We start from the raw sequence: 24,368 nt of genomic DNA, 5'->3' as shown, positions 1-24,368 counted from the left end.
CGGTTTCTCAATCGTTCTCAATCGTTCTTGGGAACAAAGGCGCCCGGCGGAATGTGGCCTTCGACATAGGCATGATACAGCGCGTCGAGCTGAACCCAAAGCACATTGGTCTTGAACAGCAGCGCGTTGCAGACCGCCTCGCGCTCGGCGGGGGTCTTGGCGTGCTGCTTGACGTAGTCCAGCGCAAAGCCGGCGTCGCGCGGCGCTTGCTTAAGCCGCCGGCTAAAATAGCTCATGATGTCGGGGTTGACGAAATCGTAATGCGCCAGCATTCCGGATATGCGCTCCTCGTGCAGGTTCGGGGCGAACAGTTCCGTCAGCGAGGAGGCGATCGCTTCCAGCGGGGTCTTGTCGCGGCAGAAATGCACATAGGCTTCGACCGCGAAGCGCGTCGCGGGGAGGATGCCTTCGGTGGACTCGACATAGGCGCTGTCGAGCCCGAGGCCTTCGGTCAGCTTCAGCCAGCGCTCGATGCCGCCCTCGGTGCCGAGGTCGCCGTCATGGTCTTCGATGCGGTGCCGCCATTCCATCCGCGTGGCGCGATCGCGGAACCGGGAAATCACCACTGCGTCCTTCAGCGGAATCGTGCTCTGATAGAAATAGCGGTTCAGCGCCCAGGCCTGCACCTGTCCCTTGTTCAGCTTGCCGCCATGCAGCAGCTGGTGAAACGGATGCAGATTGTGATAGCGCACCGCCCCGATGTGGCGCAGGGCTGCTTCCAGCTGCTCGGCGCTTTCGAGCGGCGCGCTGGCGCCGCGCGAAAAGGCCGTCATCCCGTCGGGGGATTTCGCATTTTGCGTCATCACGTTCAAAGCACGATCTCCGTTCCATCGGCGGGAATTTGCCAGCCCGCCTGTTCCACCATCTTGCGCTCCGCGGAGTCGTGCAGCAGCGCTGGATTGGAATTGTTGATATGCAGAAATATCTTCCTCCCGATATCGAGGCTGGCCAGGCTTCCGATTGCTCCGGCATTTCCCGACATCGCGATATGTCCCATGGCTTGCCCGGTCTTGGTGGAAAGGCCGGCCGCGATCAACTCGTCATCCCGCCACACCGTGCCGTCGAAGAAGATCAGCGGCGCGCCGGCAAGCCGCGACTTGAGATCGTCGTCGACGCCGGCGCAGGCGGCGAGGAAATAGAAATACTTGCCGCTCGCCTTGTCGGCAATGCGTAGCCCGAGCGTGTCGCCCGCGCCGTCATTGCCGCCGGGGTGAGCCTTGCCTTCCAGATACCAGGCGCCCTTGCCCGATACCTCGAACGGCAGGATCTCGATGCCGGACGGCGCGCCGCCGGGCAGATCAGGTTCGAACGCCTCGTTCACCGCGATTGGCTGGCGTCGCACGTTCTTCTCGCTCAGCACGTTGAAGATGCTGTTGGCTTTCAGAATCGAAAGCACCTTTGGGTGCGCGTAGATCGCAAACGGCGAGCCTTCGCGCATCGACAGCAGGCCTGCCACCGCATCGATTTCGCCATTGGTCAGGATCACGCCCGAGATCGGACTGTGGCGAAGCTGGCCTTCTCTCGGATGCAGCTGTGGCGTCGCGATCAATTGCTGGCGCAGATCGGGCGAGGCATTGATCAGATACCAGTGCTCGCCATCGGCGCTGACCGCGATCGAGGCCTGGGTGCTCCTGAGCTCGGGATTTTCGGTCCGCGCCATCAGGCAAACCGGACATCCGCAATTCCATTGCGGAACACCGCCGCCGGCCGCGGCGCCCAGGACGACGACGCGAAGCATGATCCGTCTCCTGGAAATCCAGACACCTTGGACTACAAACGTCTCAAAGGTGGACCCGGCGTGCCACGATCCCTTGCGGGAGCGGGTCACACCTGGAAGTCCACCTCAATCAAAACGTGAAGCTGTCGCGGCCGCTTATTTGCGGGCGGCGCACGCATACATGTTGATTTCCATGCCGACCGGCACTTCGACGATCTTCGGGGTTTTCCAGGCCATTTTGGCTCTCCTTGTTGACAGGACGAACTCCGCCCGCCTGATAAACTAGTCGGGATTGCAAAGTTCGCCAGTGAAATCTTTCGTCGTAAAACACTGGATTTCCATGCTGCATCGCAAAAAGAGTTCACCGAATTGTGCGGCGTGCCGTCAAACCAAAGCCGGATCAAGCGGTTCAGAGTCGCGTGCGCCGGACCGGGCGCGGGTTCCGCTTCGGCCTCACCGGTCGAGAATTCGGATAAAGATGTTGTGACTTGTGAAAAGCCCCGGGTTCGCCGACCGGAACCCTAAACCCAAAGTGGATTTCAGGCCATGCCGCGGTATTTCTTCAACACACGGATCGGCGATGAGCTGATCGCCGATCCCGAAGGCGAAGAGCTGCGCAATCCCGACCGCGCCTGGGAGGTCGCCCGCGCCATGATCCGGGAATTGCTGAAAACCGAAGGCGCCGAGGGCGCGCTGTTGACGGCGATCCTCGAAGTCACCGACGATGACGGCGAGATCGTGTTGGAATTTCCGTTCGCCGAAGCGCTGCTCGATTTCTCCGATATGCGGGTGACGAAACACTGACGACTCATGCCGGTCATTCCGGGGCGCGCTCCGCGCGAAACCCGGAATCTCGAGATTCCGGGTTCGATGCTTCGCATCGCCCCGGAATGAAATTGTACCCGCAACGTACCCGCAACCCCGCCGGCCCCGATCCATTCCGGCCTGACTGCCCGCAACTGCCCCATGTTTTCCGATTGCGCAGCGGCGTGGAAATATCGGAGACTGCCGCCCAGGAAAGCCACCGGCACCGGCAAGGTTTGCCGCGCGGGAATAAGGGCTTCCACCAAAGGGGAGGACGTCATGATGATCTGCTCGTCGCCGCGCAGCCTGTTGCTTGCGGGCGTTTTTATCGGCGCATTTACCTGTGCCGCCGCCGCGCAACAGCCGGCCAGTCCGGCCGCGCCTGCTGCGCCGGCCGCCGCGGCGCCGCTGCCGCCGGGTTCGCCCATGATCGGGCGGCCCGACAACGAAGCCGCCGCCAAGCTTGCGCCGGTGGCGCCGCCGCCGCTGCCGGCCTCCGTCGACAAATTGCCGATCGCAAAACTCAAGGTGCCGGCCGGCTTCAATATCGAGGTCTACGCCGGCGGCATGGCCAACGCCCGTTCGCTGGCGCTCGGCGACAAGGGCACGGTGTTCGTCGGCAGCCGCCTCGTCGACAAGGTCTATGCGATCGTCAACAAGGACGGCAAGCGCTCGGTCAAGGTGCTGGCCTCCGGCCTCTACCGGCCGAACGGCGTCGCCTTCCACAACGGCACGCTCTACATCGCCGAACTGTCCAAGATCGACAAGATCGACAAGGTCGAGGACGTCCTCGACAACCCGCCAAAGCCCACCACGATCTACGACAACCTGCCCAAGGACGAAGCCCATGGCTGGAAGTTCATCGCGGTCGGTCCCGACAACAAGCTGTATGTTCCGGTCGGACAGCCCGGCAACAACGTGCTGCATGACGACGCCCACGGCCAGATCCGCCGCATCAACCTCGACGGCACCGGCGCCGAAGTGGTTGCGCTCGGCGTTCGCAATTCCGTCGGCTTCGACTGGAATCCGGAAACCAAGCAGCTCTACTTCACCGACAACGGCCGCGACTGGATGTCGGAGGACGTGCCGGAGGACAAGCTCAATCGCGTCAGCAAGGTCGGCGAGGATTTCGGCGTGCCCTATTGCTACCAGGGCAATATTCCGGATCCCGAATTCGGCTGGGGCCATTCCTGCAAGGACTACACGGCGCCGGTCGGCCTGATGGGTCCGCATACCGCCGCACTCGGCATGCGGTTCTACACCGGCAACATGTTCCCGAAGAACTACAAGAACGCCATCATCGTGGCGCGGCACGGTTCCTGGAACCGGTCCAAGAAGGCCGGCGGTGACGTCGTCGTCGTCAAGCTCAACAAGGACGGCACCGTGAAATCGATGGAGCCGCTCATCACCGGCTTCCTCGACAACAACAATTATGTCGGCCGGCCGGTCGACGTGATGCAGATGAAGGACGGCTCGATCCTGGTCTCCGACGACTGGAACGGCGCGGTCTACCGCGTCACCTACGGCAAGCCGAAGGTGGCTTCGCAGTAAGGCGATCAGGGCAACAACCGTCATTGCGAGCGAAGCAATCCATGCTTCCGCGTGGATTGCTTCGTCGCTTCGCTGCTCGCAATGACGAGCAAGCGTCGAGACCGTACCATGCACAAGACAATTGCGGCCTTGGCGCTTGCACTAATCGCAGCTCCGGCGCACGCCGAGACCATCGAACAACGCGCCGTGGCCTGCTTTGCCTGCCATGGCGAGCACGGCCAATCCGAGACCGAGAACACGCCTTCGCTCGGAGGTCAGCAGCCGGCCTACGCGCTGATCCAGCTCTTCATGTTCCGCGAAAAACTGCGCAGCTTCGAGCCGATGAACGAGATGGTGAAGGCGTTCACCGACGACGATCTGCGCGCCTTCTCCGAGTTCATCGGCAAGTTACCGAAACCCAATCCGCCCGCGGACGCCGGCGATCCCGCGCGGATCGAGCGCGCGAAGGAGCTGGTGCAGAAGAACCATTGCGGCACCTGCCACAACTTCGATTTCGCCGGGCGCGACAACGTCCCGCGCATCGCCGACCAGCGCGAGGATTATCTCGCCAAGACGCTCGCCGAATACAAGGACAACAGCCGCCACGGCTATGACGGCACCATGGCCGAGGTGCTGCAGCCGGTCACGCCGGAGCAGATCGCCGATCTCGCCTATTATCTCGCCCGCCTGCGCTAGGTTCTCTTCGCACACGACGGTTTCGCGGGTGGCGCTGGCGCGGACTCGGCGCTACAAGACCGGCATCGATACGGAGTTGTTATGCAGGATATCTGGCGTTTGTCGGCCCAAGACCTCGCGGCCCTGATCAAGTCGAAGAAGGTTTCGGCCAAGGAGGCCGCGACCGCGGCGCTGGCGCGGCTCGATGCGGTCAATCCCGCCATCAACGCCGTGGTCGATCACAAGCCGCAAGAAGTGCTGGCGCAGGCCGCCGCGATCGATGCGGCGATCGCGCGGGGCGAGGAGGTCGGCGCGCTCGCGGGCGTGCCGGTCACGGTGAAGGTCAATATCGACCAGGCGGGCTTCGCCAATACCAACGGTCTCAAGATTCAGCGCGACGTCATCGCTGCGACCAACAGCCCGGTGATCGACAATCTGCGCAAGGCGGGCGCCGTCATTCTCGGACGCACCAATTGCCCGGCGTTTTCCTACCGCTGGTTCACGACCAATTTGATCCATGGCGACACCAAGAACCCGCGCGATCCCGCCATCACGCCGGGCGGCTCGTCTGGCGGCGCGGGCGCAGCGGTCGCGGCCGGCATCGGCCATATCGCGCACGGCACCGACATCGCCGGCTCGATCCGCTATCCGGCTTATGCCTGCGGCGTGCATGGCTTGCGGCCGACGGTGGGACGTGTCGCCGCCTTCAATGCCTCGCTGCCCGAGCGCCCCATCGGGCCGCAGAGCTCGGCGGTCTCTGGCCCGCTGGCGCGCACCATCGGCGATCTCCGAATCGCGCTTCATGCGATGTCGGGCAAGGACGCGCGCGATCCCTGGTGGGTGCCGGCGCCGCTCGAAGGACCCGCGATGCCGAAGCGCGCCGCGCTCTGTCTTGCGCCTGATAGCCTGGAAGCCGCGCCTGAAGTGAGGGCAGCGGTCATCGATGCCGGAAAACGGCTGCAGCGCGCCGGATGGACGGTCGAGGAAATCGCCGACACGCCGCCGCTCCGCGAGCCGGCGGAATTACAGACAAAGCTCTGGCTCGGCGACGGTTATGAAGCGCAGCTCGCCGCTGCCGAGCGCGAAGGCGATCCCGGCGCGCTGGCCTGCCTGCGCGGCAACAAGTCGAAGGTTTTTCCGTTCGATGCGGACGCGCTCTCCAAAACCCTGACGCGGCGGGCAACCTTGAGCCGGCAGTGGCTGCAGTTCTTCGAGACCTATGCGGTGCTGCTGATACCGGTCTCCGGCGAACTGCCGTTCCCCGACGGCCTCGACCGGCGCGACGAGGCCTCGTTTGCGCGGGTCTGGCGCGCGCAACTGGCGCAGATCGCCATTCCCTTCATGGCGCTGCCTGGGCTAACGGTGTCCACGGGATTGGTGGGAAAAATTCCCGTCGGCGTTCAGGTGGTCTCGGGGCGTTTTCGCGAGGACCTCTGCCTGCTCGCGGGCGAGGCGATCGAGGCCGGCGGCGTGCCGCCGGCGCCGATCGATCCCGTCAGCTGAATCAAACACCGAGGACGTCACAGAGCGATGGCTGGCATTTACGATTTCACTGCAACCTCGCTCGCCGGCGAGGACGTAGCCCTGAAGCGGTTCGAAGGGCAGGTGCTCCTGATCGTCAACACCGCGAGCGCCTGCGGGTTCACCCCGCAATATCGCGGGCTGGAGGCGCTGCAAAAGCAACTCGGCCCGCGCGGCTTCTTCGTGCTCGGATTTCCCTGCAACCAGTTCGGCAGGCAGGAACCGGGCGATGCCAAGGCGATCGGCGAGTTCTGCGCCAGCAACTATGCCGTCACGTTTCCGCTGTTCGCCAAGATCGAGGTCAATGGCGATCGCGCCCATCCGCTCTATCGGTATTTGAAAAGCGAGAAATCCGGCCTGCTGGGGTCCTCGATCAAATGGAATTTCACCAAATTCCTGGTCGATCGTTCCGGAAAGGTGGTGGCGCGGCACGCGCCGACCGCAACTCCGGAATCCCTGAGGAAAGAAATCGAGGCCCTGCTGTGAACGAGAACGACGACGCCAAGGAAGAGCCAGCGAGCGAGCAACTGCCCGATCGCCTGTGCACCGATCCGAAGAGCCCGTACTACAATGAAGCGATCCTGGCGCGCGACGTCGGCATCCGCTTCAAGGGCGTCGAGAAGACCAACGTCGAGGAATATTGCGTCAGCGAAGGCTGGGTCCGCGTCACCGCAGGGAATGCCAAGGATCGCTACGGCAATCCGCTGACGATCAAAGTCCACGGCCCGGTCGAACCGTATTTCCGCGACAAGCAATAATTCGTCATGGCCGGGCTTGACCCGGCCATCCAAGTCTCTCTCGCCGTAACAAAGTTAAGACGTGGATGCCCGGGTCAAGCCCGGGCATGACGAAGAAGGAAAGCCCAAACCCCATGTCCGTCCGCATCGTCGACGTCCGCGAAGTGACAAAGCCGATCTCGTCTCCGATCCGCAACGCCTATATCGATTTCACCAAAATGACCACGAGTCTCGTCGCCGTCGTCACCGACGCGATGCGCGACGGCAGGCGGGTGGTCGGTTACGGCTTCAATTCCAACGGCCGCTACGGGCAGGGCGGTTTGATCCGCGAGCGCTTTGCGCCGCGCCTGATGGAGGCCGATCCGAAGACGCTGCTCGATGAGGCCGGCGACAATCTCGATCCCGACAGGATCTGGGCGACCTTGATGTCGAACGAAAAACCGGGCGGCCATGGCGAGCGTTCGGTCGCGGTCGGCACCATCGACATGGCGGTGTGGGACGCGGTGGCCAAGATCGCGGGCAAACCGCTGTTCCGGTTGCTCGCCGAGCGCCATGGACGAGAAGCCGATCCGCGCGTCTTCGTCTACGCCGCCGGCGGCTATTATTATCCCGGCAAGGGCTTGCAAATGTTGCGCGGCGAGATGCGCGGCTATCTCGACCGCGGCTACAACGTCGTCAAGATGAAGATCGGCGGCGCGCCGATCGACGAAGACCGCACGCGGATCGAGGCCGTACTCGCTGAGATCGGCAACGACGCGCAGCTCGCCGTCGACGCCAACGGCCGCTTCGATCTGGAGACGGGCATCGCCTATGCCAAAATGCTACGCGACTATCCGCTGTTCTGGTACGAGGAGGTCGGTGATCCCCTGGATTTCCAGCTGCAGGCGGCGCTGGCGGAATTCTACCCCGGCCCGATGGCGACCGGCGAAAATCTGTTCAGCCACCAGGACGCGCGCAACCTGTTGCGCTATGGCGGCATGCGGCCCGACCGCGACTGGCTGCAATTCGACTGCGCGCTGTCCTATGGTCTCTGCGAATACCAGCGCACGCTGGAAGTGCTGAAGACGGCAGGCTGGTCGCCAAGCCGCTGCATCCCGCATGGCGGCCATCAGATGTCGCTCAACATCGCGGCCGGCCTCGGCCTCGGCGGCAACGAGAGCTATCCCGATCTGTTCCAGCCCTATGGCGGTTTCCCCGACGGCGTCCGCGTCGAGGCCGGCCACATCACCATGCCGGATCTGCCGGGCATCGGGTTCGAAGGGAAATCCGATCTCTACAAGGAGATGAAGGCGCTGGCGGCGTAGCCTAATTCGTCATGGCCGGGCTTGACCCGGCCATCCACGTCTACCTTCTTTGATGCGGTAAAGACGTGGATGCCCGGGACGAGCCCGGGCATGACGGAAAGAATAGATGGAGCGGTCCGTCATTCCGGGGCGCATCGAAGATGCGAACCCGGAATCTCGAGATTCCGGGTTCCTGCTTCGCAGGCCCCGGAATGACAAGCGACTACGACAGCCGCATATCCAATAGCCTGCGTCCCTCGCTCCTCAGCAACCGCCTCACCGCACCGGATGCAACGACTTCGCCGTCATTGGCGTAGGCCTCGTGGTTCTTCTCGATGTCCTCGAGGCGGTAGAGATAGTTGACCATGATGCCTGCGGATTCGCGCAGGCCCTTGGGCGAGAGGTCGCCCATCCAGTCGATCCGCTCCAGCCGCGCGCCGTTGCCGAGGTGGAAGCGGGCCACCGAGTCGATCAGCCGTCCCTTCGGCGTGCGGGCTTTGAGGAAATAATATGCCGCCAGCGGCTCGAGCACCGCGCGCAGCTGCGCCTCAAGCTCGGCATTCTCGTACCAGTCGGACCTGTCGAGAATTTCCAGCACCGCGCGGTCCTCATCCGACACGGGAACATCGTCCGCCTGCTTCAGCCAGGTCATGAAACCCGGCACCGGCGAGAGCGTCACAAAATTCTCCAGTCTCGGCAGCTCGCGCTGCAATTCCTCGGCCACCTGCTTGATCAGGAAACTGCCGAAGGAAATGCCGCCGAGGCCGCGCTGGGTGTTGGAGATCGAATAAAACACCGCGGTGCGGGCGCGCTCGGTCGGCACCAGCGGTCGGTCGGCGGCGAGCAGCGGGGCGATCGCCGCCGGAATCGTCTCGGTCAGCGCCACCTCGACGAAGATCAGGGGCTCGTCGACCAGAGCCGGATGGAAGAACGCGTAGCAGCGGCGGTCGACCGGGTCGATGCGGCGGCGCAGATCGTTCCAGTCGCGGATTTCATGCACCGCCTCGTAGCGGATGATCTGTTCCAGAATGTTGGCCGGTGTCGACCAGTCGATCCTGCGCAGCACGAGAAACCCCCTGTTGAACCATGAGGACAAGAGATGCGCGACGTCGCGGTCGAGCGCGGCGAGGTCCTTGTGCCCTTTCATGGCGGAAAGCAGATCGGTGCGCATCGCCACCAGCGCGCTGGTGCCGCCCGGCGCGCGGTTGAGCCGCCGGATCAGTTCCTGCCGCCGCGGCTCGGAAGCGTAATGCAGTTCACTGGCATCAGTGTCGTTGGGCTGCGCGCGCCAGTTCTCGATCGTCTGCGCCAGCCGTTCCCGGTCCGGCCCGAAGTCGCGGGTCAGCTTCTCGAAGAACGCCAGCCGTTCGGAATCGTCGAGATGCTGGTAGCGGTCGAGCACCTCGCGCGCCATGGCGGTGGCTGACGCCTCGCCGCGGCCCGACAGCAGCGCCTCGCACAAGGCAATCAGCTCGGCGCCATCCGGTTTGGCCTCCGAGGACCCTACCCGGCGAAGCAGCGTGCGGCCGCGCTCGGAAATCGAGGCCAACAGGTCCGAGAAAAAGGCGTTGCTGCTCATGTCGGGCTAAGTCGAATCCGGATCCGGGTAGAAGCTTACATGGGATTTAGGGCAGCGACGATCACAATCAAGCGGGCATCCAGCGCAAAAAACGGTCAGGCTGTAGGGCGGATTGGAGCCGAAGGCGTAATCCGCCGTCTTGACGAACCCTCCGCCTCCGCCATGCTATCCTTGGTCGATGGCTGCCACGCGAAGGCAAATTTCCTAAGGAAGACTATCATGAACTTGACCGCCTCCCGTGCAACGCTAATCGCCAATATTTGCGCGCTCGTCGTGGCTTTCATCGTAGTCGCGGAGGGCGCCTATATCGGACCTGGACCCTTGGGTCATTATCTGAGTAACGACGCATGGGGCTTTTTTTGTCCGGTCCTCGTGATGTTCATCATCAGAAATCGGAGTTTTTCCTTCTGCTTTCTCGCTCTCTACGTTCTGCTCTCAATCCAGATGCTCTTTCAAGCACGAGGTACTTATCTCGGTACCTACGTGGAAAATGACCCAAAGTTTGGATCGCTCCCATTCCTTCCTCTTTTTGCTGTCTTTTCCTTGGTTTGCTTGATGATCTATGCGGCATTTGCCTCAGTTCGCTTCGCTATCGCAAAACTAAGCTCTACAAGAAATTAAGTCGCATAGGACGGATTGGAGCCCAAGGCATAATCTGTCGCCGTGACCATCCGGCGGAAAAAACTCGGAGTATTTCGGCAAGCGTCGATGATGGTCGGCCGGGTGGTTGAAGCTATTGCGGCCTTAATGGCGGATTACGCCTTCGGCTCCAATCCGCCCTACAAGCTGAAGCCGTCATTGCCGGGCTTGACCCGGCAATCCATCGCTTCGAAAGACTTTCACGAAGGGTGATGGATACGCGGGTCAAGCCCGCGTATGACAAGTCATTGCTTTTCCGCAAACTCCGTCGGGGTCTTGCCGGTGACCTGGCGGAAGGCGTGGGAGAAGGCGGGCACGCTGGCGTAGCCGAGTTCGGAGGCGAGCTGCTTGACCGAGACATCGGTTTCCATCGAAAGCTTCTCGATGGCGCAGGCAATGCGGGCACGCTGGCACCAGCTCTTGAAGCTCAGCTGCGTCTCGGCGGAAAACAGCCGCGACAATGTCCGCGCCGAGGTCCCGACCGCGCGCGCCAGCGTTTCGATCTCGTGGGCGGCGGTGGGATCGCCGAGCACGATATCGGCGGCGCGGCGGCAGCGCGCTTCCTGCGGCAACGGAATGAAGGTGGTGGAATCCTCGGCGTGGTGCAGTTCGAGCACGGCCAATTTTATCAAGAGTTCGGTGCGCGCGGGATCGTTGCTTGTATCGAACAGCGCCAAAATGGTCTCGTGCAACAGCCGCGACACCTTGACGACGAATTCGGACGAAAGACTTTCGCTGCGCTCTTCCCGCGCCAGCCACGCCAGATCGAAATACAGCGTGCGCATGTCGATGTCGGCGAGCACGTCGATGGCATGTCCGAGCCGCGCCGGCACCCACACCGCGCGGTCGGGCGGCACCAGCCAGCGTCCCTTCGGCGTGGTGACCTGCATCGTGCCCCTGGCCGCATAGACCAGTTGCGCCTCGCGGTGCATATGGGTGTCGAGCCGAATGCCCTTCCTGTAATGGCGCGAGACGAGGTGGACGCCATCGCCGGTCGCGCGCTGGCCCCTCAGCAGGGCTGCGATTGGCGGCTCGGCGATACTCATTGGCGGCATCCCGTCAGGACAAGGCCCTATAACCTACTGCAAAATACGATCGGATTCGACCCAGGGATTTGCATATGAACAGCCCCGCCCGCGTGATCGGCTTCGTCAACGCCGCCCATTTCATCGACCATTATTCGATGCTGATTTTTGCCGCCGCCGTGATCGTGATGGGGCCCGCGCTGGGCATGGCCTATTCGGAGCTGTTGCCCTACGCCACCCCCGGCTTCGTCGCGTTCGGCGCGGGCTCGCTGTTGACCGGCTGGCTCGGCGACCGCTGGAGCCGCCGCCACATGATGGTGATCTTCTTTCTCGGCATCGGCGCCTCGATGATCGCGGTCGGCCTGGTCGAGAGCCCGCTGCAACTCGGCGCGGCGCTGCTGTCGATCGGTCTGTTTGCCTCGATCTACCATCCCGTCGGCACCGCGATGATCGTGTCCTATGCCGACCGGCTCGGCCGCGAGATGGGGCTGAACGGCGTCTGGGGCAATCTCGGCGTCGCCTCTTCGGCGCTCGTCACCGGCGTGGTCGGCCAGTATCTCGGCTGGCGCTTTGCCTTCATCATTCCGGGCATCGTCACCATCCTGGTAGGTCTCGCCTTTGCCTGGACCGTGGTGCATGAGGACCGCACCGGCTCGCGGCAGGCGGCGGCGCAGGCGCGCGTTGCGAAAGAAGACATGTGGCGGGTAATCGTGGCGCTGCTGATCGTGGTGGTCGCGATCTCCACCACCTTCAACGCGGTGACGGTGGCGCTGCCAAAACTGTTTGCCGAGCGGCTCGCCGACCTGACCAAGAGCCCGGCGCTGTTGGGCGTGATCGCGGCCTGCGTCTATGTGTTCGGCGCCATGACGCAATACACCATCGGCAAGCTCTTGGACCGCCATTCGCTGAAGGCGGTCTCGCTGCCGCTGTCCTTCGTGCTGGCGCCGTTTCTGTATTTCGCCGCCACGCTGTCGAACCTGCCGCTGATCCTGGTCTCGATCGGCATCGTGATGGGCGCGTTCGGCCAGGTCACCGTCAACGACGCCATGGTCGGCAAATACACCAGCGAGGAATGGCGCTCGCGCGCCTATGCGGTGCGCTATTTCGTCGGCTTCACCGCGGCCGGCGTCTCGGTCGGCCTGGTGGCCTGGCTCTACCAGCAGGGCGGTTTCGTCACCATGCTGCATGCGTTCGCTGGCCTGTGCCTGCTGGTGATCGCCGCCGCCCTGATCCTGCCGACGGAGATCAAGGTGCCGGCGGCCGAAGTGAGCCATCCTTGAGCGTCATGGCCGATCCGGAACTGGAACGCCTGCTCGCCGGCCTGCATGCGAGAAGCGACGAGCAGGCGGCTGCGATGCGAAACCTCGACGCCAGCCGGACGGACAGAGCCTTTCTCAGCGACAAGCTCGTCGCGCTCGATCGCGACAAGGCGGAATTCTGCTACCAGCTTTGCCGCGCCAGCAATGCGCGCCGGATCGTCGAGATCGGCACCTCGTGGGGCGTCTCGACGCTCTATCTCGCCGCGGCGCTGCGCGACAATATCCGCTTAACCGGCGGCGCCGGCGTGGTAATCGGCACCGAATACGAGCCTGACAAGGCCGCCGCTGCGCGGACGCATTTCGACCAGGCGGGCTTGAGCCGATACATCGAGCTGCGCGAAGGCGACCTGCGCGAGACGCTGAAGCAAATCGACGGACCGGTCGATTTCATGCTGATGGACATCTGGATCTCGATGGCGCGGCCGGCGCTGGAATTGGTCGGCCCGCATCTCAAGGCAGGGGCCGCCGTGATCGCCGACAATACGGCGCAATATCCCAGCGAATACGCGGACTATTTCGCGTATCTCGCGGCCAACGGCTTCCGCACGATGACGCTGCCGTTCGCCGGCGGCCTGGAATTGTCCGTGCGCTGCCCGTCCTGAGAGTCTGACCGAAAAAGCAGCCAGCACTTCCGGGCCACCCCAATCGCTTGAGAAAGAATCTCTTTCTTCGCCATAGCCGGGCTCGTCCCGGCCATCCACGTCTTTCTTGCAGCTTGGTTGCAAAGACGTGGATGCCCGGGACAAGCCCGGGCATGACGAGTTTGCATGACCGTCGGTTCCATTGGCTGCATTTCGAGTCAGACTCTAGGCGGCTGGCGGTCTTCCACCTATTCTCTGACCACCCGCACCGCACCCCTTGCGGCGCTTGTCGTGAGCGCGGCATAGGCCTTCAGCGCCATCGAAACCTTGCGGCTGCGTTTTGCGGGCTTCCAGGCATCCGTCTTCCTGGCCAGCATCGCCTCCCTGCGCCGCGTCAGAACGGCGTCATCAACGAGCAGGCTTATAGAACGCTTCGGAATATCGATTTCGATGCGGTCGCCTTCCTCGACCAGGCCGATCAAACCGCCTTCGGCGGCTTCCGGTGAGACATGCCCGATCGACAGGCCCGAGGTCCCGCCCGAAAAGCGTCCATCGGTGATCAGCGCGCAGCTTTTGCCGAGACCTTTGGATTTGAGATAGCTGGTCGGATAGAGCATCTCCTGCATGCCGGGGCCGCCGCGCGGGCCCTCGTAGCGGATCAACACGACGTCGCCGGCGCGGATCTTGCCGGTCAGGATGCCTTCGACCGCGGCATCCTGGCTCTCGAAGATCCGCGCCGGACCTTCGAACTTCAGGATGCTTTCATCGACGCCTGCGGTTTTCACGATACTGCCGTCGGCGGCCAGATTGCCGGAGAGCACCGCAAGACCGCCGTCCTTTGAGAAGGCGTGCTCGACGTCGCGGATGCAACCCGCCGCGCGGTCGGTGTCTATCTCGTCAAAACGCCGATCCTGGCTGAAGGCGACCTGCGTGGGCACGCCGCCGGGCGCGGCTCGGTAGAATGTGCGCACATTCTCGCTCCTGGTACGTCTGATATCCCAGCGGTCCAGGGCGGCTTCGAGCGACTCGCTGTGCACCGTCGGCAGCTCGCGATTGAGCAGATTGGCGCGGTCGAGTTCGCCGAGAATGGCCATCACGCCGCCGGCGCGGTGAACGTCTTCCAGATGCACGTCCGGAACGGAGGGAGCGACCTTGCACAGCACCGGCACCCGGCGCGACAGCCGGTTGATGTCCTGCATCGTGAAGGGTATCTCGCCTTCATAGGCCGCCGCCAGCAGATGCAGCACGGTGTTGGTCGATCCGCCCATGGCGATGTCCAGCGTCATGGCATTTTCGAACGCCTTGAAGCTGGCGATGGTCCGCGGCAGCGCGGTCTCGTCATCCTGTTCGTAGTAGCGGCGCGCCAGGTCGACGATCAGATGGCCGGCCTCGACAAACAGGCCCTTGCGATCGGCATGGGTCGCCAGCACCGAGCCGTTGCCGGGAAGGGCAAGCCCCAGTGCCTCGGTCAGGCAGTTCATGGAATTTGCCGTGAACATGCCCGAGCAGGACCCGCAGGTCGGGCACGCCGATCGTTCGATGATTGCGACGTCAGCGTCGCTGACCGTGTCGTCGGCGGCCGCGACCATGGCGTCCACCAGATCGACCGACCTGTTTTTTCCGTTGATCGTGACCTTGCCGGATTCCATCGGCCCGCCGGAAACGAACACGGTCGGAATATTGATCCGCAATGCCGCCATCAGCATGCCCGGCGTGATCTTGTCGCAGTTGGAGATGCACACCATGGCATCCGCGCAGTGCGCGTTGACCATGTACTCGACGCTGTCGGCAATCAGCTCGCGCGACGGCAGGCTGTAGAGCATGCCGTCGTGCCCCATGGCGATGCCGTCGTCGACCGCAATCGTGTTGAATTCCTTGGCGACGCCACCGGCCTGTTCGATTTCGCGCGCCACCAGCTGGCCGAGATCCTTGAGGTGGACGTGGCCGGGCACGAACTGCGTGAACGAGTTGACCACGGCAATGATCGGCTTGCCGAAATCCTCGTTTTTCATGCCGGTCGCGCGCCAAAGGCCGCGGGCGCCCGCCATGTTGCGGCCGTGAGTTGTGGTGCGGGAACGATAGGCTGGCATGGATTTCCTCTAGACTTTCAGGTTTTGCGACCGCGGCTCCGGCTTGACGGCTTGTAACGGACGGGCTTCCTCCGGGCCATATGGAAGGACTTCCGCTCTCTCAATGGTGATAAGACCGCTCGACATCATCCCGTCAAGCACCGGCAGGAAAGATGATCCTGGTATTTCCGCGCCCGGCTAGCCATCGGCCGTCTTGTCGGTGCCGTACTGCAGAACCTGCAGTTTCTCCAGCGTGACCAGACCACTGTCCATCATTCCGTCGAGAACCGGCAGGAATTCATTGATCTTCTCCTCGGAATCCACGATTTCGATGACCAGCGGCAAATCCATGGAAAGGCGCAGGATCTTGTCGGTATGGATCAGGCTCGATTTGCCGAATCCCATCGGACCGCGCAACACGGTGGCGCCGGCCAGGTGCATCTCGCGCGCCTTCATGACGATCGCTTCATAGAGCGGACGGCCCTCGAATTTATCATCCTCGCCGGCGAAAATCCTCAACAGGACGGCTTGTTTCGGTAGTTGCATGTCTCGATTCCTTACAAACGATTGAGGCGTGCCGCCAGCGCATGACCGATCCATACGCTGGCGATCCAGGTGACGGCCGAGACGACCAGATAAACCAATGCGGTCTGGACTCTGCCGGACTGCACCAATCTCAGGGTTTCCAGACTGAACGCGGAGAATGTCGTGTAACCCCCGCAGATGCCGACCATGACGAACAGCCTCTGCCGCGCGCTGACGAACAGCCTGCCGTCCGGACCGGTCAACGCAGCATAAAATCCAATGACGAACGAACCGGTCACGTTGACGAACAATGTGCCCCAGGGAAAGCCGTCGCCGAACTGGCTCACGAACAGGACGGAAACCAGGAAACGTCCCACCGCGCCGACGATGCTTCCGAGCGCCACCGAAACATAGGAGCCCGCCTTGTCCCAGAGTGTTGACCACCAGGCGCGGCGCCGTACGCGAGCGGGCGGGGGCTTCTCGATCTGGCCGCTCGGCGGCAATTTCGGTGAAATGTTGTCCTGCATGGCTGGATGCTCTTACCCCAGGACGTAGAGGCCGGCCGCAAAGCCGCCGGTGACGGCCAGAAGGCAGAGGGAAAGCGAGAGCACCATATTTCCGGCAGCGCGCATCATTTCGCCGTCGCGGGCAAGTGACAGCGTTTGCAGGCTGAAGGACGATACCGTGGTGTAGGTTCCAAGGATGCCGATCGCCGCGAATTGCCACGGTTTTACGGCCGCAAAAATCCCATGGCTGGCGGCCGATGCCGCGAGGATGCCGAGCAGGAAGGCGCCGCTCACATTGGCGACTATTGTTCCCCAGGGAAATGTCTCGCCGACACGCCGCGCCACAAAGCCGGACAGCCAGAATCTCGCTGTCCCACCGAGCACGCTGCCCAGCGCAACCCACATGACGCCGTTGATCGTATCCACTGCAGGCCTCTACATTTCACCGGGTCGCTTGCTGCTCAAATCTTCCGCCGATCGCTCCGCAACGCCAACAATAAACGCACCGGCCGTCGGCCCACCAGCTCCGGTTGGCGGACGACGCAGCAATCCTGTTTCGCGGTGAGACGGCCAAGGAGCCTGAGCGGACGTACCGCAACGGACCAACCCCCGCATTCTCGACGCGGCAGGAGTCATCAGCCCTCATCAGGCGGTTTTGGGGAACCCCATCCCCTTGGATATGCAATCCTAAACCATGTCAAACCAGGGATCAATGTCGGCCGACAAAACCCATACTTATGGCTGGCGCTACATCGGTCGGCACACGATCGGCGAAAATTTGAGGACGGACGGTACGTCACCCATCCCCGCCCGCGCCAATACGCAAGACAACGTATATGCTCTTCGCCAAATAGCGGCCGGCCGATGAGGAGAGCTCAGCTGGATGACCGTCATTTTATTGGTCCGCCACGGTCATGTGGAGGGCATAAAACCCGAGCGTTTCAGAGGCCGCGCCGATCTCGTCCTGACGGAAACGGGCGAGCGGCAAGCTGAGTTGCTGGCGCTCCGGATCGCGTCGCAATGGGTTCCCAGTTCGATCCATACCAGTCCGCTCCGGAGATGCGTTGCAACCGGCGCGGCAATCGCCGGGGCTTGCGGCGTTCCATCCGAGCCGCTCGGCGGGCTCATCGATCTCGACTATGGCGCATGGCAGTCGCGGACATACGATGATGCCCGCGCAAGTGATCCCGGCCTTTTCGAAGCCTGGCTCACGACCCCCCAATTGGTCCGGTTTCCGAACGGAGAATCGCTCCAGGATGTCGCGACCCGCACCGCGAGCGTGCTGCGTTTCGTTCTTTCCCGGAATGCGGCGGACACGGTCGTCCTGGTCGGCCATGACAGCGTCAACAGGGTTATGCTGACTCAAATTCTCGACCTGCCGCTGTCAGCCTATTGGCGCTTCGCGCAGAGCCCCTGCTGCATCAACGAAATCGAAGTCACCGGCAGTTCATTTCAGCTGCGCCGAATGAACGACACCGCGCATCTCGACATCGGGTTCGACTGGCCGGCGCGTCATTGAACTCCCGGTGCCGCCGATGGGGGGCGTATCATGGCCCAAATCTTGAATGCCAACCTCGCGAGTACAGGCAATGTGATCTCCTCGCGAGGTTCATATGGACATGCCATCGAGTGCCCCGGCCGGCCTGATCGATCGTTCGGCAACGGGTGTCGTTCCCGGTCATTCCGACGCCAGGATGGACCAGGCCAAATACCTCCACCACGCCGGTAATCCCTGGTTCCTGGCGCTGACGGCGCTCGGCGTCGTCTATGGCGACATCGGCACCAGCCCGCTTTACGCCTTCCAGGTCGCGCTTACCGGCATCGGCCATCCGGTCCCGACCGCCGCCGACGCGCTCGGCATCGTTTCGCTGATTTTCTGGGCGCTGATGGCGATGGTGTCGCTGAAATACGTGATCTTCGTGCTTCGCGCCGACAATGACGGCGAGGGCGGCATCCTGGCATTGCTGTCGCTGGTCGGCGCCGAACAGATCGCGAGGGGCGGGAGGCTTCCCATACTGGTGCTGCTCGGCGTGATCGGCGCCTCCCTGCTCTATGGCGACGGCGTCATCACGCCGGCGATTTCGGTACTGTCGGCGATGGAGGGGCTCAAGCTGGTGGCGCCGGGATTCGAAAAATTCATCGTGCCGGTGACGCTGGTGATCCTGATCGGCTTGTTCGCGATCCAGCGCCGCGGCACCGAAAGTATCGGAAGGCTGTTCGGCCCGGTCATGGTGGTCTGGTTCGTCGTCATCGGCGTGCTCGGCGCCACCAACGTCGTGAAGGCGCCGGCGATATTGTGGGCGATCAATCCGGCGGAGGCCGCCCGCTTCCTCGGCGCCGATCCGCTGATCTCGTTCGCCGTGATCGGCGCGGTGTTTCTGGCGCTGACCGGCGGCGAGGCGCTTTACGCCGACATGGGCCATGTCGGCCCGGGCGCGATCCGCCGCGCCTGGTTCGGCCTGGTGCTGCCGGCGCTGGTGCTCAATTATTTCGGCCAGGGCGCGCTGATCCTTGCCGATCCGGCAGCCTCCGACAATCCGTTCTACAAGCTGGCGCCCGCCTGGGCGTTGATCCCGATGGTGGCGCTCGCCGCCTGCGCCACCATCATCGCCTCGCAGTCGCTGATCTCGGGCGTGTTCTCGCTGACCCGGCAGGCGATGCAGATGGGATTGTGCCCGCGGGCGAAGATAACGCCAACCTCCGTCGACGAGGCCGGCCAGATCTACATCCCGGCCACCAACTGGCTGTTGATGGCCGGCACGCTGTTCACCGTCGTGCTGTTCCGCTCGTCCGATAATCTGGCGGCGGCCTATGGCATCGCGGTATCAGGCACCATGCTGATCACCACGCTGTTGCTTTACCAGGTCGCGGTTTCGCGCTGGCGATGGCCGGCGGCCGTCGCCATCCCGGTGATCGCGATGTTCGGCGCGATCGACGCCACCTTCCTGGTCTCGAACTCGATTAAGATCGTCGAGGGCGGCTGGTTTCCGCTGGTCGTGGGCTTCGCCATCGCGGTGCTGATGCTGTGCTGGCGCAAGGGTTCCTCGGAAGTCAGGCGTCGTCTGCACGAGATGTCGATGCCGCTGAAGGAATTCCTCGCTTTTGCCGACGAGGCCGTGATCGGCCGCGCGCCCGGGATGGGCGTATGGCTGACCAAGGTCGATCACGGCGCCTCGCCGATGCTGCTGCGGCATATCGAGCACAACAGGGTGCTCCACGAGATCGTGGTGCTACTGACGTTCATCTCCGACCGCAGGCCGCGGGTGCCGTTTCACGAGCGTCATTCCGTGCACCGTCTCGGCCACGGCTTCTACCGGATCCAGGTCAGGCTGGGTTTCATGCAGACCCCGGACATTCCGCTCAGCCTGATCAATTGCAACAAGCTCGGCTTCGATGCCGATCTCGACCACAAGAACTACTATATCGCGCATGAGACCATCGTTCGCCGCGACGAGGGCTCGTCGATGGATCCGGTATCGTTTGCGATCTTCTCGTTTTTGAACCGCATCGCCAGTCGGGCGCCGGACTTTTTCAAGATTCCCCACGACGCCGTCATCGAGGTGGGATTTCGCGTGACGATCTGAATTTGGCGCAGCCGGTTCGGCTGCCCTTCCAGCCAATATCCGTCGGGTCGCCCGCATAATTTGCCGGCCGGACGATAATCCGGGTTCCCACATCAGCCCCGATCGATCACAATGGCGGCGAGAGCTCGCAATTCAACGAGCCGATGTAAGGGAGTATTCGATGTCTTTTCCAACCTTGCCGCGCTTGGCCGGCCTCATTCTGGGCGCCTCGATCATGATGGCCGCTCCGGCCTGCGCCGATCCGCTGAAGGACGAAATCGCGCCGACCGGCAAGCTGCGGGTCGCGATCGCGATCAGCGCGGCCGGCGGCGCGTTCTGGTGCAGCAAAAGCGCGGCCGGCGGCTTTGCCGGGGTGCCGGTCGACCTCGGCAAGGACATGGCAATGCGGCTCGGTGTACCCGTCGAATATGTCGCCTACCAGAATTCAGGCCAGATCACCGACGCCGCATCGAAAGGCGCCTGGGACGTCAGCTTCCTGCCGAAGGACCCGGAGCGCGAGACCAAGATGTCGTACGGACCCAACTACGAGGTGGCGGATGCGACCTATATCGTCAGGGCCGGATCGCCGATCGTGAATTTTGCAACCCTCGACCAGCCGGGCGTCAAGGTCGCCGCCGTCAACAACACCACGACGATGCGCGGCGCGATCGCGCATCTGAAGAACGCACAGGTCACGGGCTACCAGACCTATGACGAGATCGTCACTCTGCTGAAGAAAGGCGATGTCGATGCGTTCGCGCTCTCGCGCGAGGGGCTCAACGATCTGGCGAAACAGATTCCGGGAACGCATGTGCTGGACGAAACCTTCAAGAAGACCGTGACCGCGGTGGCGGTGCCGCTCAACCATCCGCTGGCGCTGGCGTTCGCCGCCAAATTCATGACTGACGCTGAGACCGACGGCACCTTGCGCAAGGCCTACGACAACAACGGATTGAAGGACAAGCCGATCCAGGTGAAATGACGCCTCTGCCCGATGGCCGGGACGCCTGTGACCCGAAACGCGGCACGGGAGCGGCTATCAGCGCAGGGTCTTGTAGGCTCGTTCGTCGTAGAGGCTGCCGCTCATTGGCTGCAGATCCTCCCGGAACGATCGTGCGGCCGGCGTTGAAATCCAGGCGTCCTTGCTGGCGGGCGCATCCCAGCTCTCGACGATGGTCATGTGATTCTTGCGGCTCGCCTGGGTCAGAACATCGAAGCGAAGATTGCCGCGGGCGCCCCGGCCCTGCTCGACGAATGCTTTCACCTTGCCGACCCCGACGTCGACCGAGGTTGGAATGAGGTCGACATGGGTGAGGATCACCAGCGCATCGGGCGAGGCCTCCTTGGATGGACCGACCGAGAGGGCTGAGTGAAGGCGCTCGTCATAAGCCGCGCTTTGCAGCCGGCCAAGCGCCGCTCGAAATTTCGTAGCCGCCTCGGTCGACGCAAAGGCCTGCTTTGCGCCCGGCGACTGCCATTGCTCGATCAGCGCGAAGTGGTTGGGATATCCGATGCGCTCGAGCGCATCGACCTCGACGGCACCGGAAGCCTTTCTTGCATCGGCGCCATAGGCTGTGATCAACGGCCGTGCCTCGGACACCAGGCCGGGCGCAATTTCCATGTAGGTCACGACATAGGTGGGCTGTGCGGCATCTTCCGCGAGCACATCGCGGCCGGCCCAAAATAAACCGACGGTGGCGAAAACGGTCGCGGCAAAATAGCGGTACATTGGCAATTTCCCCCAGGGATCGGTATGCGGCAGTTTAGCTCGTAGGGCGGATTGTAGCCGAAGGCGTAATCCGCCGCTTCGACTTTCATAGCCGGTAAGATCAATATTGCGTCCCGCGAACCATCCTCGGCGCGTTCGTTCCGGGTAGAGCACGTCGCTCGCAACGGCGGATTACGCCGGAGCCTGTCATCGGGCCGCGCTTTGCGCGGACCCGTTGGGCTCCAATCCGCCCTACGGATTCTACGGACTCGAAAGCGCGATGCCTCAGCGGGCTAATGCCGCTTGAAATATTGCACGGCGCGCTCATGCTTTTCCGCGGCCGCGCGGGATTTGAAGGTCCCGAGATTGCGGCGCTTGCCGGTCCTGGGATTGATCTTGCGGGAATAGAGCCGGTATTCGCCTGATTGCAATTTGCGGATCATGAGACTGGCCTCGCATCATGGTGATTGTGGAGCTGGTTGCGACGGATGAGATCGTCGCCTCGCGGCAGCGTCGCCACCACGAATCTAATTGCGATCATCGCTCTCGGTTCCGCCCCCTGGGAACCAGGTTGTCGATAGTTGGTGACAGGTCGGTCGTGCGCTGCAGTTTAATTTGTCCACCGGCACCGAGTCTGGTCCTCTGACTCCGGGGTATGCACTTGGGCACTGACGGGGGCACCATGCTGATGCGTGGAATTGGCGCTGTTGCGCTGAGCGTATCTCTTTCATCCGGAGCGTTGGCGGAGAGGCAACAGGGCGTCATGCATCGAATATCATGCACGATGGTTCGCATTTACGTCGCAAGGTACTCAGCTTCAACGGCGGAAATCTGGGCGCGCAGTCACGGGGCAACCGAGGCGCAGATCGAAGCGGCGCGAGAATGCCTGAAGGGAACGGCAGACCAGACCGCGCAGGATACGCACTGGTTTGCCCGGTAGATCGGGGTCGCACCTGCCCTGCGCCGGATCCAGTCGGGCGCTCTCCTCGACGACGGAACAACAATCGGGCAGGTAGATTCGTCCGGGTTCGTTGGCCCGCACCCACTTGCGATTCTTTTGGCCGCTTCACACATTGCTCGCAGAAATCGCCGGCGCGTCAACGTGGTTGCCATGGGTCATGACTGTTTATAGCTGCTTCATCCTCGCACTCTGGATCGTGTTCATCGCGGTCTGGGCGGTCATGGCCGTAAGCGCGAAAAGGAATATCGGCGCGCGATTCCGGTGGGGGCAGATCGGATGGCGGGCGGCGATCATCGCGCTCGTCGTTTGGGCGCTCTCTTTCCCGGCGGTCCGTCGGGCATTGCGAAATGCGCGAAGCCATGCGGCCGGCGTCAGCACGCTCTCGGGTGTTGTTGGCGTCGCGCTCTGCGCATTTGGCATTGGCCTTGCGATCTGGGCACGGCTACATCTGGGGCGGAATTGGGGGACGCCGATGTCCCGCAAGGAGAATCCGGATCTCGTCACGACCGGTCCCTACGCGCATATCCGCCATCCGATCTATACCGGCATGCTGCTTGGCATGCTCGGCTCGGCGATCGGGCAAAGCGCGTTCTGGTCGATACCGCTGGTTTTCTCCGCCGTCTATTTCGTCTACAGCGCCCGTCGCGAGGAGAAGCTGATGATGGAGCAGTTCCCCGGGCAGTATCCGGAGTATATGAGCCGGACCAAAATGCTCGTGCCATTTGTGTTTTGAGCAACTGCCGGGTTTCCCTCACCCGAAATTCGCTACTCCCGCTAATTCGTCGCGCCCGCCGCGATCGGCTCCATGCCGCTCTTGACGATCGCGTCGCGGGCGGCGGGGGAGGCGAGAAATTTGATCAAGGCCCGTCCGGCCTCGGGTTCTTTCGAAACCGTGGCGATCCCGGCCGAAAACACCGTGATGCTCTGCAACTCCGGCGGCAGCGGGCCGACGATGTCGATGCCCGCGACCGGCTTCAATTCGCTGATCTGCTGGAAACCAAGCTCGGCCTCGCCGCGCGCGACGATCTCACCGACGGGCGTGGCGGGAATCTTCCTTGCCTTGTCCTTCATGGCGTCGGCCACGCCGAGTTTGTTGAACATCTCGGTCGAGACATAGACGCCGCTGGCGCTGTCGGAATAGGCCACCGATTTTGCCGCCAGCAGCGCGCGCTTGACCGCGTCGGCGGAGCTGATGTCGGGCTTCGGCGCGCCGGCCTTCACCGCAATCCCGATCGGCGATTTCACCAGCTCGACGCGGCTGTCGGCAATCACCTTGCCCTGCTTGGCGAGATCGTCGAGCGCATAGCCCACCATGATCAGGACATCGGCGGGTTCGCCGCGCGCCAGCCGCACCGGGATCGCATTGATGGTGGTCCCCATCGACGGCCCGTAGGCGGTTATCACCTTGTTGCCGGTCTGGCGCTCGAATTCCGGCACCAGCGCATTATAGGCCGCCGTCAATCCGCCCGAGATCATCACCCGGACCTCGGCCGCATGGGCCGCGCCGGTCAGCAGCAGGGTGGCAAACGCCGCAACAACAGCTCGTCTCATCGTTCCCTCCAGTGATTTTGTATCTCAGACGCCAAGATACTCGTGCAGCTTGTCGATATTGGCGGCGAGATCGGC

At 62.8% G+C, this 24,368-nt stretch carries 27 protein-coding genes and 1 riboswitch; of the genes, 15 read left to right on the top strand and 12 right to left on the bottom strand.

Features of this window, described 5'->3' with window-relative positions; genetic code table 11:
* Positions 1–17 precede the first annotated feature (17 nt).
* The 3 genes from pqqC to pqqA all read right to left on the bottom strand — a co-directional run bounded on the left by pqqC (position 18) and on the right by pqqA (position 1,954).
* Positions 18–803 (bottom strand): pyrroloquinoline-quinone synthase PqqC, encoded by a 786-nt coding sequence (gene pqqC / locus VK804_RS04325; protein WP_325368216.1) that lies wholly within the window; start codon positions 801–803, stop codon positions 18–20.
* A gap of 5 nt (positions 804–808) precedes the next feature.
* Positions 809–1,738 (bottom strand): pyrroloquinoline quinone biosynthesis protein PqqB, encoded by a 930-nt coding sequence (gene pqqB, locus VK804_RS04320; RefSeq protein WP_325368198.1) that lies wholly within the window; start codon positions 1,736–1,738, stop codon positions 809–811.
* A gap of 135 nt (positions 1,739–1,873) precedes the next feature.
* Positions 1,874–1,954 (bottom strand): pyrroloquinoline quinone precursor peptide PqqA, encoded by an 81-nt coding sequence (pqqA, locus tag VK804_RS04315; protein WP_009031067.1) that lies wholly within the window; start codon positions 1,952–1,954, stop codon positions 1,874–1,876.
* A 309-nt stretch (positions 1,955–2,263) separates the two neighbouring features.
* Between pqqA and VK804_RS04310 the strand changes: the two genes are divergently transcribed.
* The 7 genes from VK804_RS04310 to VK804_RS04280 all read left to right on the top strand — a co-directional run bounded on the left by VK804_RS04310 (position 2,264) and on the right by VK804_RS04280 (position 8,288).
* Positions 2,264–2,521, top strand: coding sequence for a DUF6894 family protein (locus tag VK804_RS04310; RefSeq protein WP_325368196.1), 258 nt, complete (start codon positions 2,264–2,266; stop codon positions 2,519–2,521).
* Positions 2,522–2,800: 279 nt separating this feature from the next.
* Positions 2,801–4,072, top strand: coding sequence for a PQQ-dependent sugar dehydrogenase (locus tag VK804_RS04305; RefSeq protein WP_325368194.1), 1,272 nt, complete (start codon positions 2,801–2,803; stop codon positions 4,070–4,072).
* A 108-nt stretch (positions 4,073–4,180) separates the two neighbouring features.
* Positions 4,181–4,747 carry a c-type cytochrome gene (locus VK804_RS04300; protein ID WP_325368192.1) on the top strand — a complete coding sequence of 189 codons (567 nt, stop codon included), beginning with the start codon at positions 4,181–4,183 and terminating at the stop codon, positions 4,745–4,747.
* Positions 4,748–4,828: 81 nt separating this feature from the next.
* Positions 4,829–6,229, top strand: coding sequence for an amidase family protein (locus VK804_RS04295; protein ID WP_325368190.1), 1,401 nt, complete (start codon positions 4,829–4,831; stop codon positions 6,227–6,229).
* A 27-nt stretch (positions 6,230–6,256) separates the two neighbouring features.
* Positions 6,257–6,733 carry a glutathione peroxidase gene (locus VK804_RS04290; RefSeq protein WP_325368188.1) on the top strand — a complete coding sequence of 159 codons (477 nt, stop codon included), beginning with the start codon at positions 6,257–6,259 and terminating at the stop codon, positions 6,731–6,733.
* On the top strand, positions 6,730–7,005 hold the full coding sequence (locus VK804_RS04285) for a DUF3297 family protein (RefSeq protein WP_325368186.1): 276 nt from the start codon (positions 6,730–6,732) through the stop codon (positions 7,003–7,005). The genes VK804_RS04290 and VK804_RS04285 overlap by 4 nt, the downstream gene beginning before the upstream one ends.
* Positions 7,006–7,118: 113 nt before the next feature.
* Entirely contained in the window at positions 7,119–8,288 is a 1,170-nt protein-coding gene (locus VK804_RS04280; RefSeq protein ID WP_325368184.1) for a mandelate racemase/muconate lactonizing enzyme family protein, read from the top strand.
* Positions 8,289–8,490: 202 nt separating this feature from the next.
* On the opposite strand, the gene VK804_RS04275 is transcribed toward VK804_RS04280, so the two are convergent.
* Positions 8,491–9,846 (bottom strand): malonyl-CoA decarboxylase, encoded by a 1,356-nt coding sequence (locus VK804_RS04275; protein WP_325368182.1) that lies wholly within the window; start codon positions 9,844–9,846, stop codon positions 8,491–8,493.
* A gap of 39 nt (positions 9,847–9,885) precedes the next feature.
* Between VK804_RS04275 and VK804_RS04270 the strand changes: the two genes are divergently transcribed.
* Positions 9,886–10,467, top strand: coding sequence for a hypothetical protein (locus VK804_RS04270; protein WP_325368180.1), 582 nt, complete (start codon positions 9,886–9,888; stop codon positions 10,465–10,467).
* 87 nt (positions 10,468–10,554) lie between these two features.
* Complete coding sequence (locus VK804_RS04265) at positions 10,555–10,698, top strand: hypothetical protein (protein ID WP_325368178.1); 144 nt, start codon at positions 10,555–10,557, stop codon at positions 10,696–10,698.
* Between the two features lie 32 nt (positions 10,699–10,730).
* Here the strand turns inward: VK804_RS04265 and VK804_RS04260 are convergent, their stop codons facing one another.
* Positions 10,731–11,531 carry an AraC family transcriptional regulator gene (locus tag VK804_RS04260; RefSeq protein WP_414642717.1) on the bottom strand — a complete coding sequence of 267 codons (801 nt, stop codon included), beginning with the start codon at positions 11,529–11,531 and terminating at the stop codon, positions 10,731–10,733.
* A gap of 74 nt (positions 11,532–11,605) precedes the next feature.
* Here VK804_RS04260 and VK804_RS04255 point away from each other — a divergent pair, with 74 nt between their 5' ends.
* Together VK804_RS04255 and VK804_RS04250 are read left to right on the top strand one after the other, a co-directional pair.
* Complete coding sequence (locus VK804_RS04255) at positions 11,606–12,790, top strand: MFS transporter (RefSeq protein ID WP_325368174.1); 1,185 nt, start codon at positions 11,606–11,608, stop codon at positions 12,788–12,790.
* Positions 12,791–12,795: 5 nt separating this feature from the next.
* Positions 12,796–13,431 carry an O-methyltransferase gene (locus VK804_RS04250; protein ID WP_325368214.1) on the top strand — a complete coding sequence of 212 codons (636 nt, stop codon included), beginning with the start codon at positions 12,796–12,798 and terminating at the stop codon, positions 13,429–13,431.
* Positions 13,432–13,658: 227 nt separating this feature from the next.
* On the opposite strand, the gene ilvD is transcribed toward VK804_RS04250, so the two are convergent.
* The 4 genes from ilvD to crcB (VK804_RS04230) form a co-directional block, all read right to left on the bottom strand.
* On the bottom strand, positions 13,659–15,500 hold the full coding sequence (gene ilvD, locus VK804_RS04245) for a dihydroxy-acid dehydratase (RefSeq protein WP_325368172.1): 1,842 nt from the start codon (positions 15,498–15,500) through the stop codon (positions 13,659–13,661).
* A 177-nt stretch (positions 15,501–15,677) separates the two neighbouring features.
* Complete coding sequence (locus VK804_RS04240; RefSeq protein ID WP_325368170.1) at positions 15,678–16,025, bottom strand: DUF190 domain-containing protein; 348 nt, start codon at positions 16,023–16,025, stop codon at positions 15,678–15,680.
* 11 nt (positions 16,026–16,036) lie between these two features.
* Positions 16,037–16,531 (bottom strand): fluoride efflux transporter CrcB, encoded by a 495-nt coding sequence (gene crcB, locus VK804_RS04235; RefSeq protein WP_325368168.1) that lies wholly within the window; start codon positions 16,529–16,531, stop codon positions 16,037–16,039.
* Positions 16,532–16,543: 12 nt separating this feature from the next.
* Entirely contained in the window at positions 16,544–16,936 is a 393-nt protein-coding gene (crcB, locus tag VK804_RS04230; RefSeq protein WP_325368166.1) for a fluoride efflux transporter CrcB, read from the bottom strand.
* 193 nt (positions 16,937–17,129) lie between these two features.
* Positions 17,130–17,192: riboswitch (Fluoride riboswitch) on the bottom strand.
* A 201-nt stretch (positions 17,193–17,393) separates the two neighbouring features.
* Here crcB (VK804_RS04230) and VK804_RS04225 point away from each other — a divergent pair.
* The 3 genes from VK804_RS04225 to VK804_RS04215 all read left to right on the top strand — a co-directional run bounded on the left by VK804_RS04225 (position 17,394) and on the right by VK804_RS04215 (position 21,055).
* A complete protein-coding gene (locus VK804_RS04225) occupies positions 17,394–18,029 on the top strand; it encodes a histidine phosphatase family protein (RefSeq protein WP_325368164.1) in 636 nt (211 codons plus the stop codon).
* A gap of 175 nt (positions 18,030–18,204) precedes the next feature.
* Positions 18,205–20,094: a KUP/HAK/KT family potassium transporter gene (locus VK804_RS04220; RefSeq protein ID WP_325368212.1), complete on the top strand. Its 1,890-nt coding sequence runs from the start codon at positions 18,205–18,207 to the stop codon at positions 20,092–20,094.
* 160 nt (positions 20,095–20,254) lie between these two features.
* Positions 20,255–21,055, top strand: a complete 801-nt coding sequence (locus VK804_RS04215; RefSeq protein ID WP_325368162.1) for a transporter substrate-binding domain-containing protein — start codon at positions 20,255–20,257, stop codon at positions 21,053–21,055.
* Between the two features lie 57 nt (positions 21,056–21,112).
* On the opposite strand, the gene VK804_RS04210 is transcribed toward VK804_RS04215, so the two are convergent.
* Both VK804_RS04210 and VK804_RS04205 read right to left on the bottom strand, forming a co-directional pair.
* The gene (locus tag VK804_RS04210) at positions 21,113–21,802 is read right to left on the bottom strand and encodes a putative quinol monooxygenase (RefSeq protein ID WP_325368160.1); all 690 of its coding nucleotides are present in this window, start codon (positions 21,800–21,802) and stop codon (positions 21,113–21,115) included.
* A 272-nt stretch (positions 21,803–22,074) separates the two neighbouring features.
* Positions 22,075–22,224, bottom strand: coding sequence for a hypothetical protein (locus VK804_RS04205; RefSeq protein ID WP_325368158.1), 150 nt, complete (start codon positions 22,222–22,224; stop codon positions 22,075–22,077).
* Between the two features lie 630 nt (positions 22,225–22,854).
* Here VK804_RS04205 and VK804_RS04200 point away from each other — a divergent pair.
* Positions 22,855–23,475 carry an isoprenylcysteine carboxylmethyltransferase family protein gene (locus tag VK804_RS04200; RefSeq protein WP_325368156.1) on the top strand — a complete coding sequence of 207 codons (621 nt, stop codon included), beginning with the start codon at positions 22,855–22,857 and terminating at the stop codon, positions 23,473–23,475.
* Between the two features lie 41 nt (positions 23,476–23,516).
* Here the strand turns inward: VK804_RS04200 and VK804_RS04195 are convergent, their stop codons facing one another.
* Complete coding sequence (locus tag VK804_RS04195) at positions 23,517–24,293, bottom strand: substrate-binding domain-containing protein (protein ID WP_325368154.1); 777 nt, start codon at positions 24,291–24,293, stop codon at positions 23,517–23,519.
* Positions 24,294–24,368 lie beyond the last annotated feature (75 nt).

This window comes from Bradyrhizobium sp. (assembly GCF_035484855.1).
GTDB lineage: Bacteria > Pseudomonadota > Alphaproteobacteria > Rhizobiales > Xanthobacteraceae > Bradyrhizobium.
Note: the sequence above shows the minus strand (reverse complement) of the source record. Positions and strands in the feature narration are given on the sequence as shown.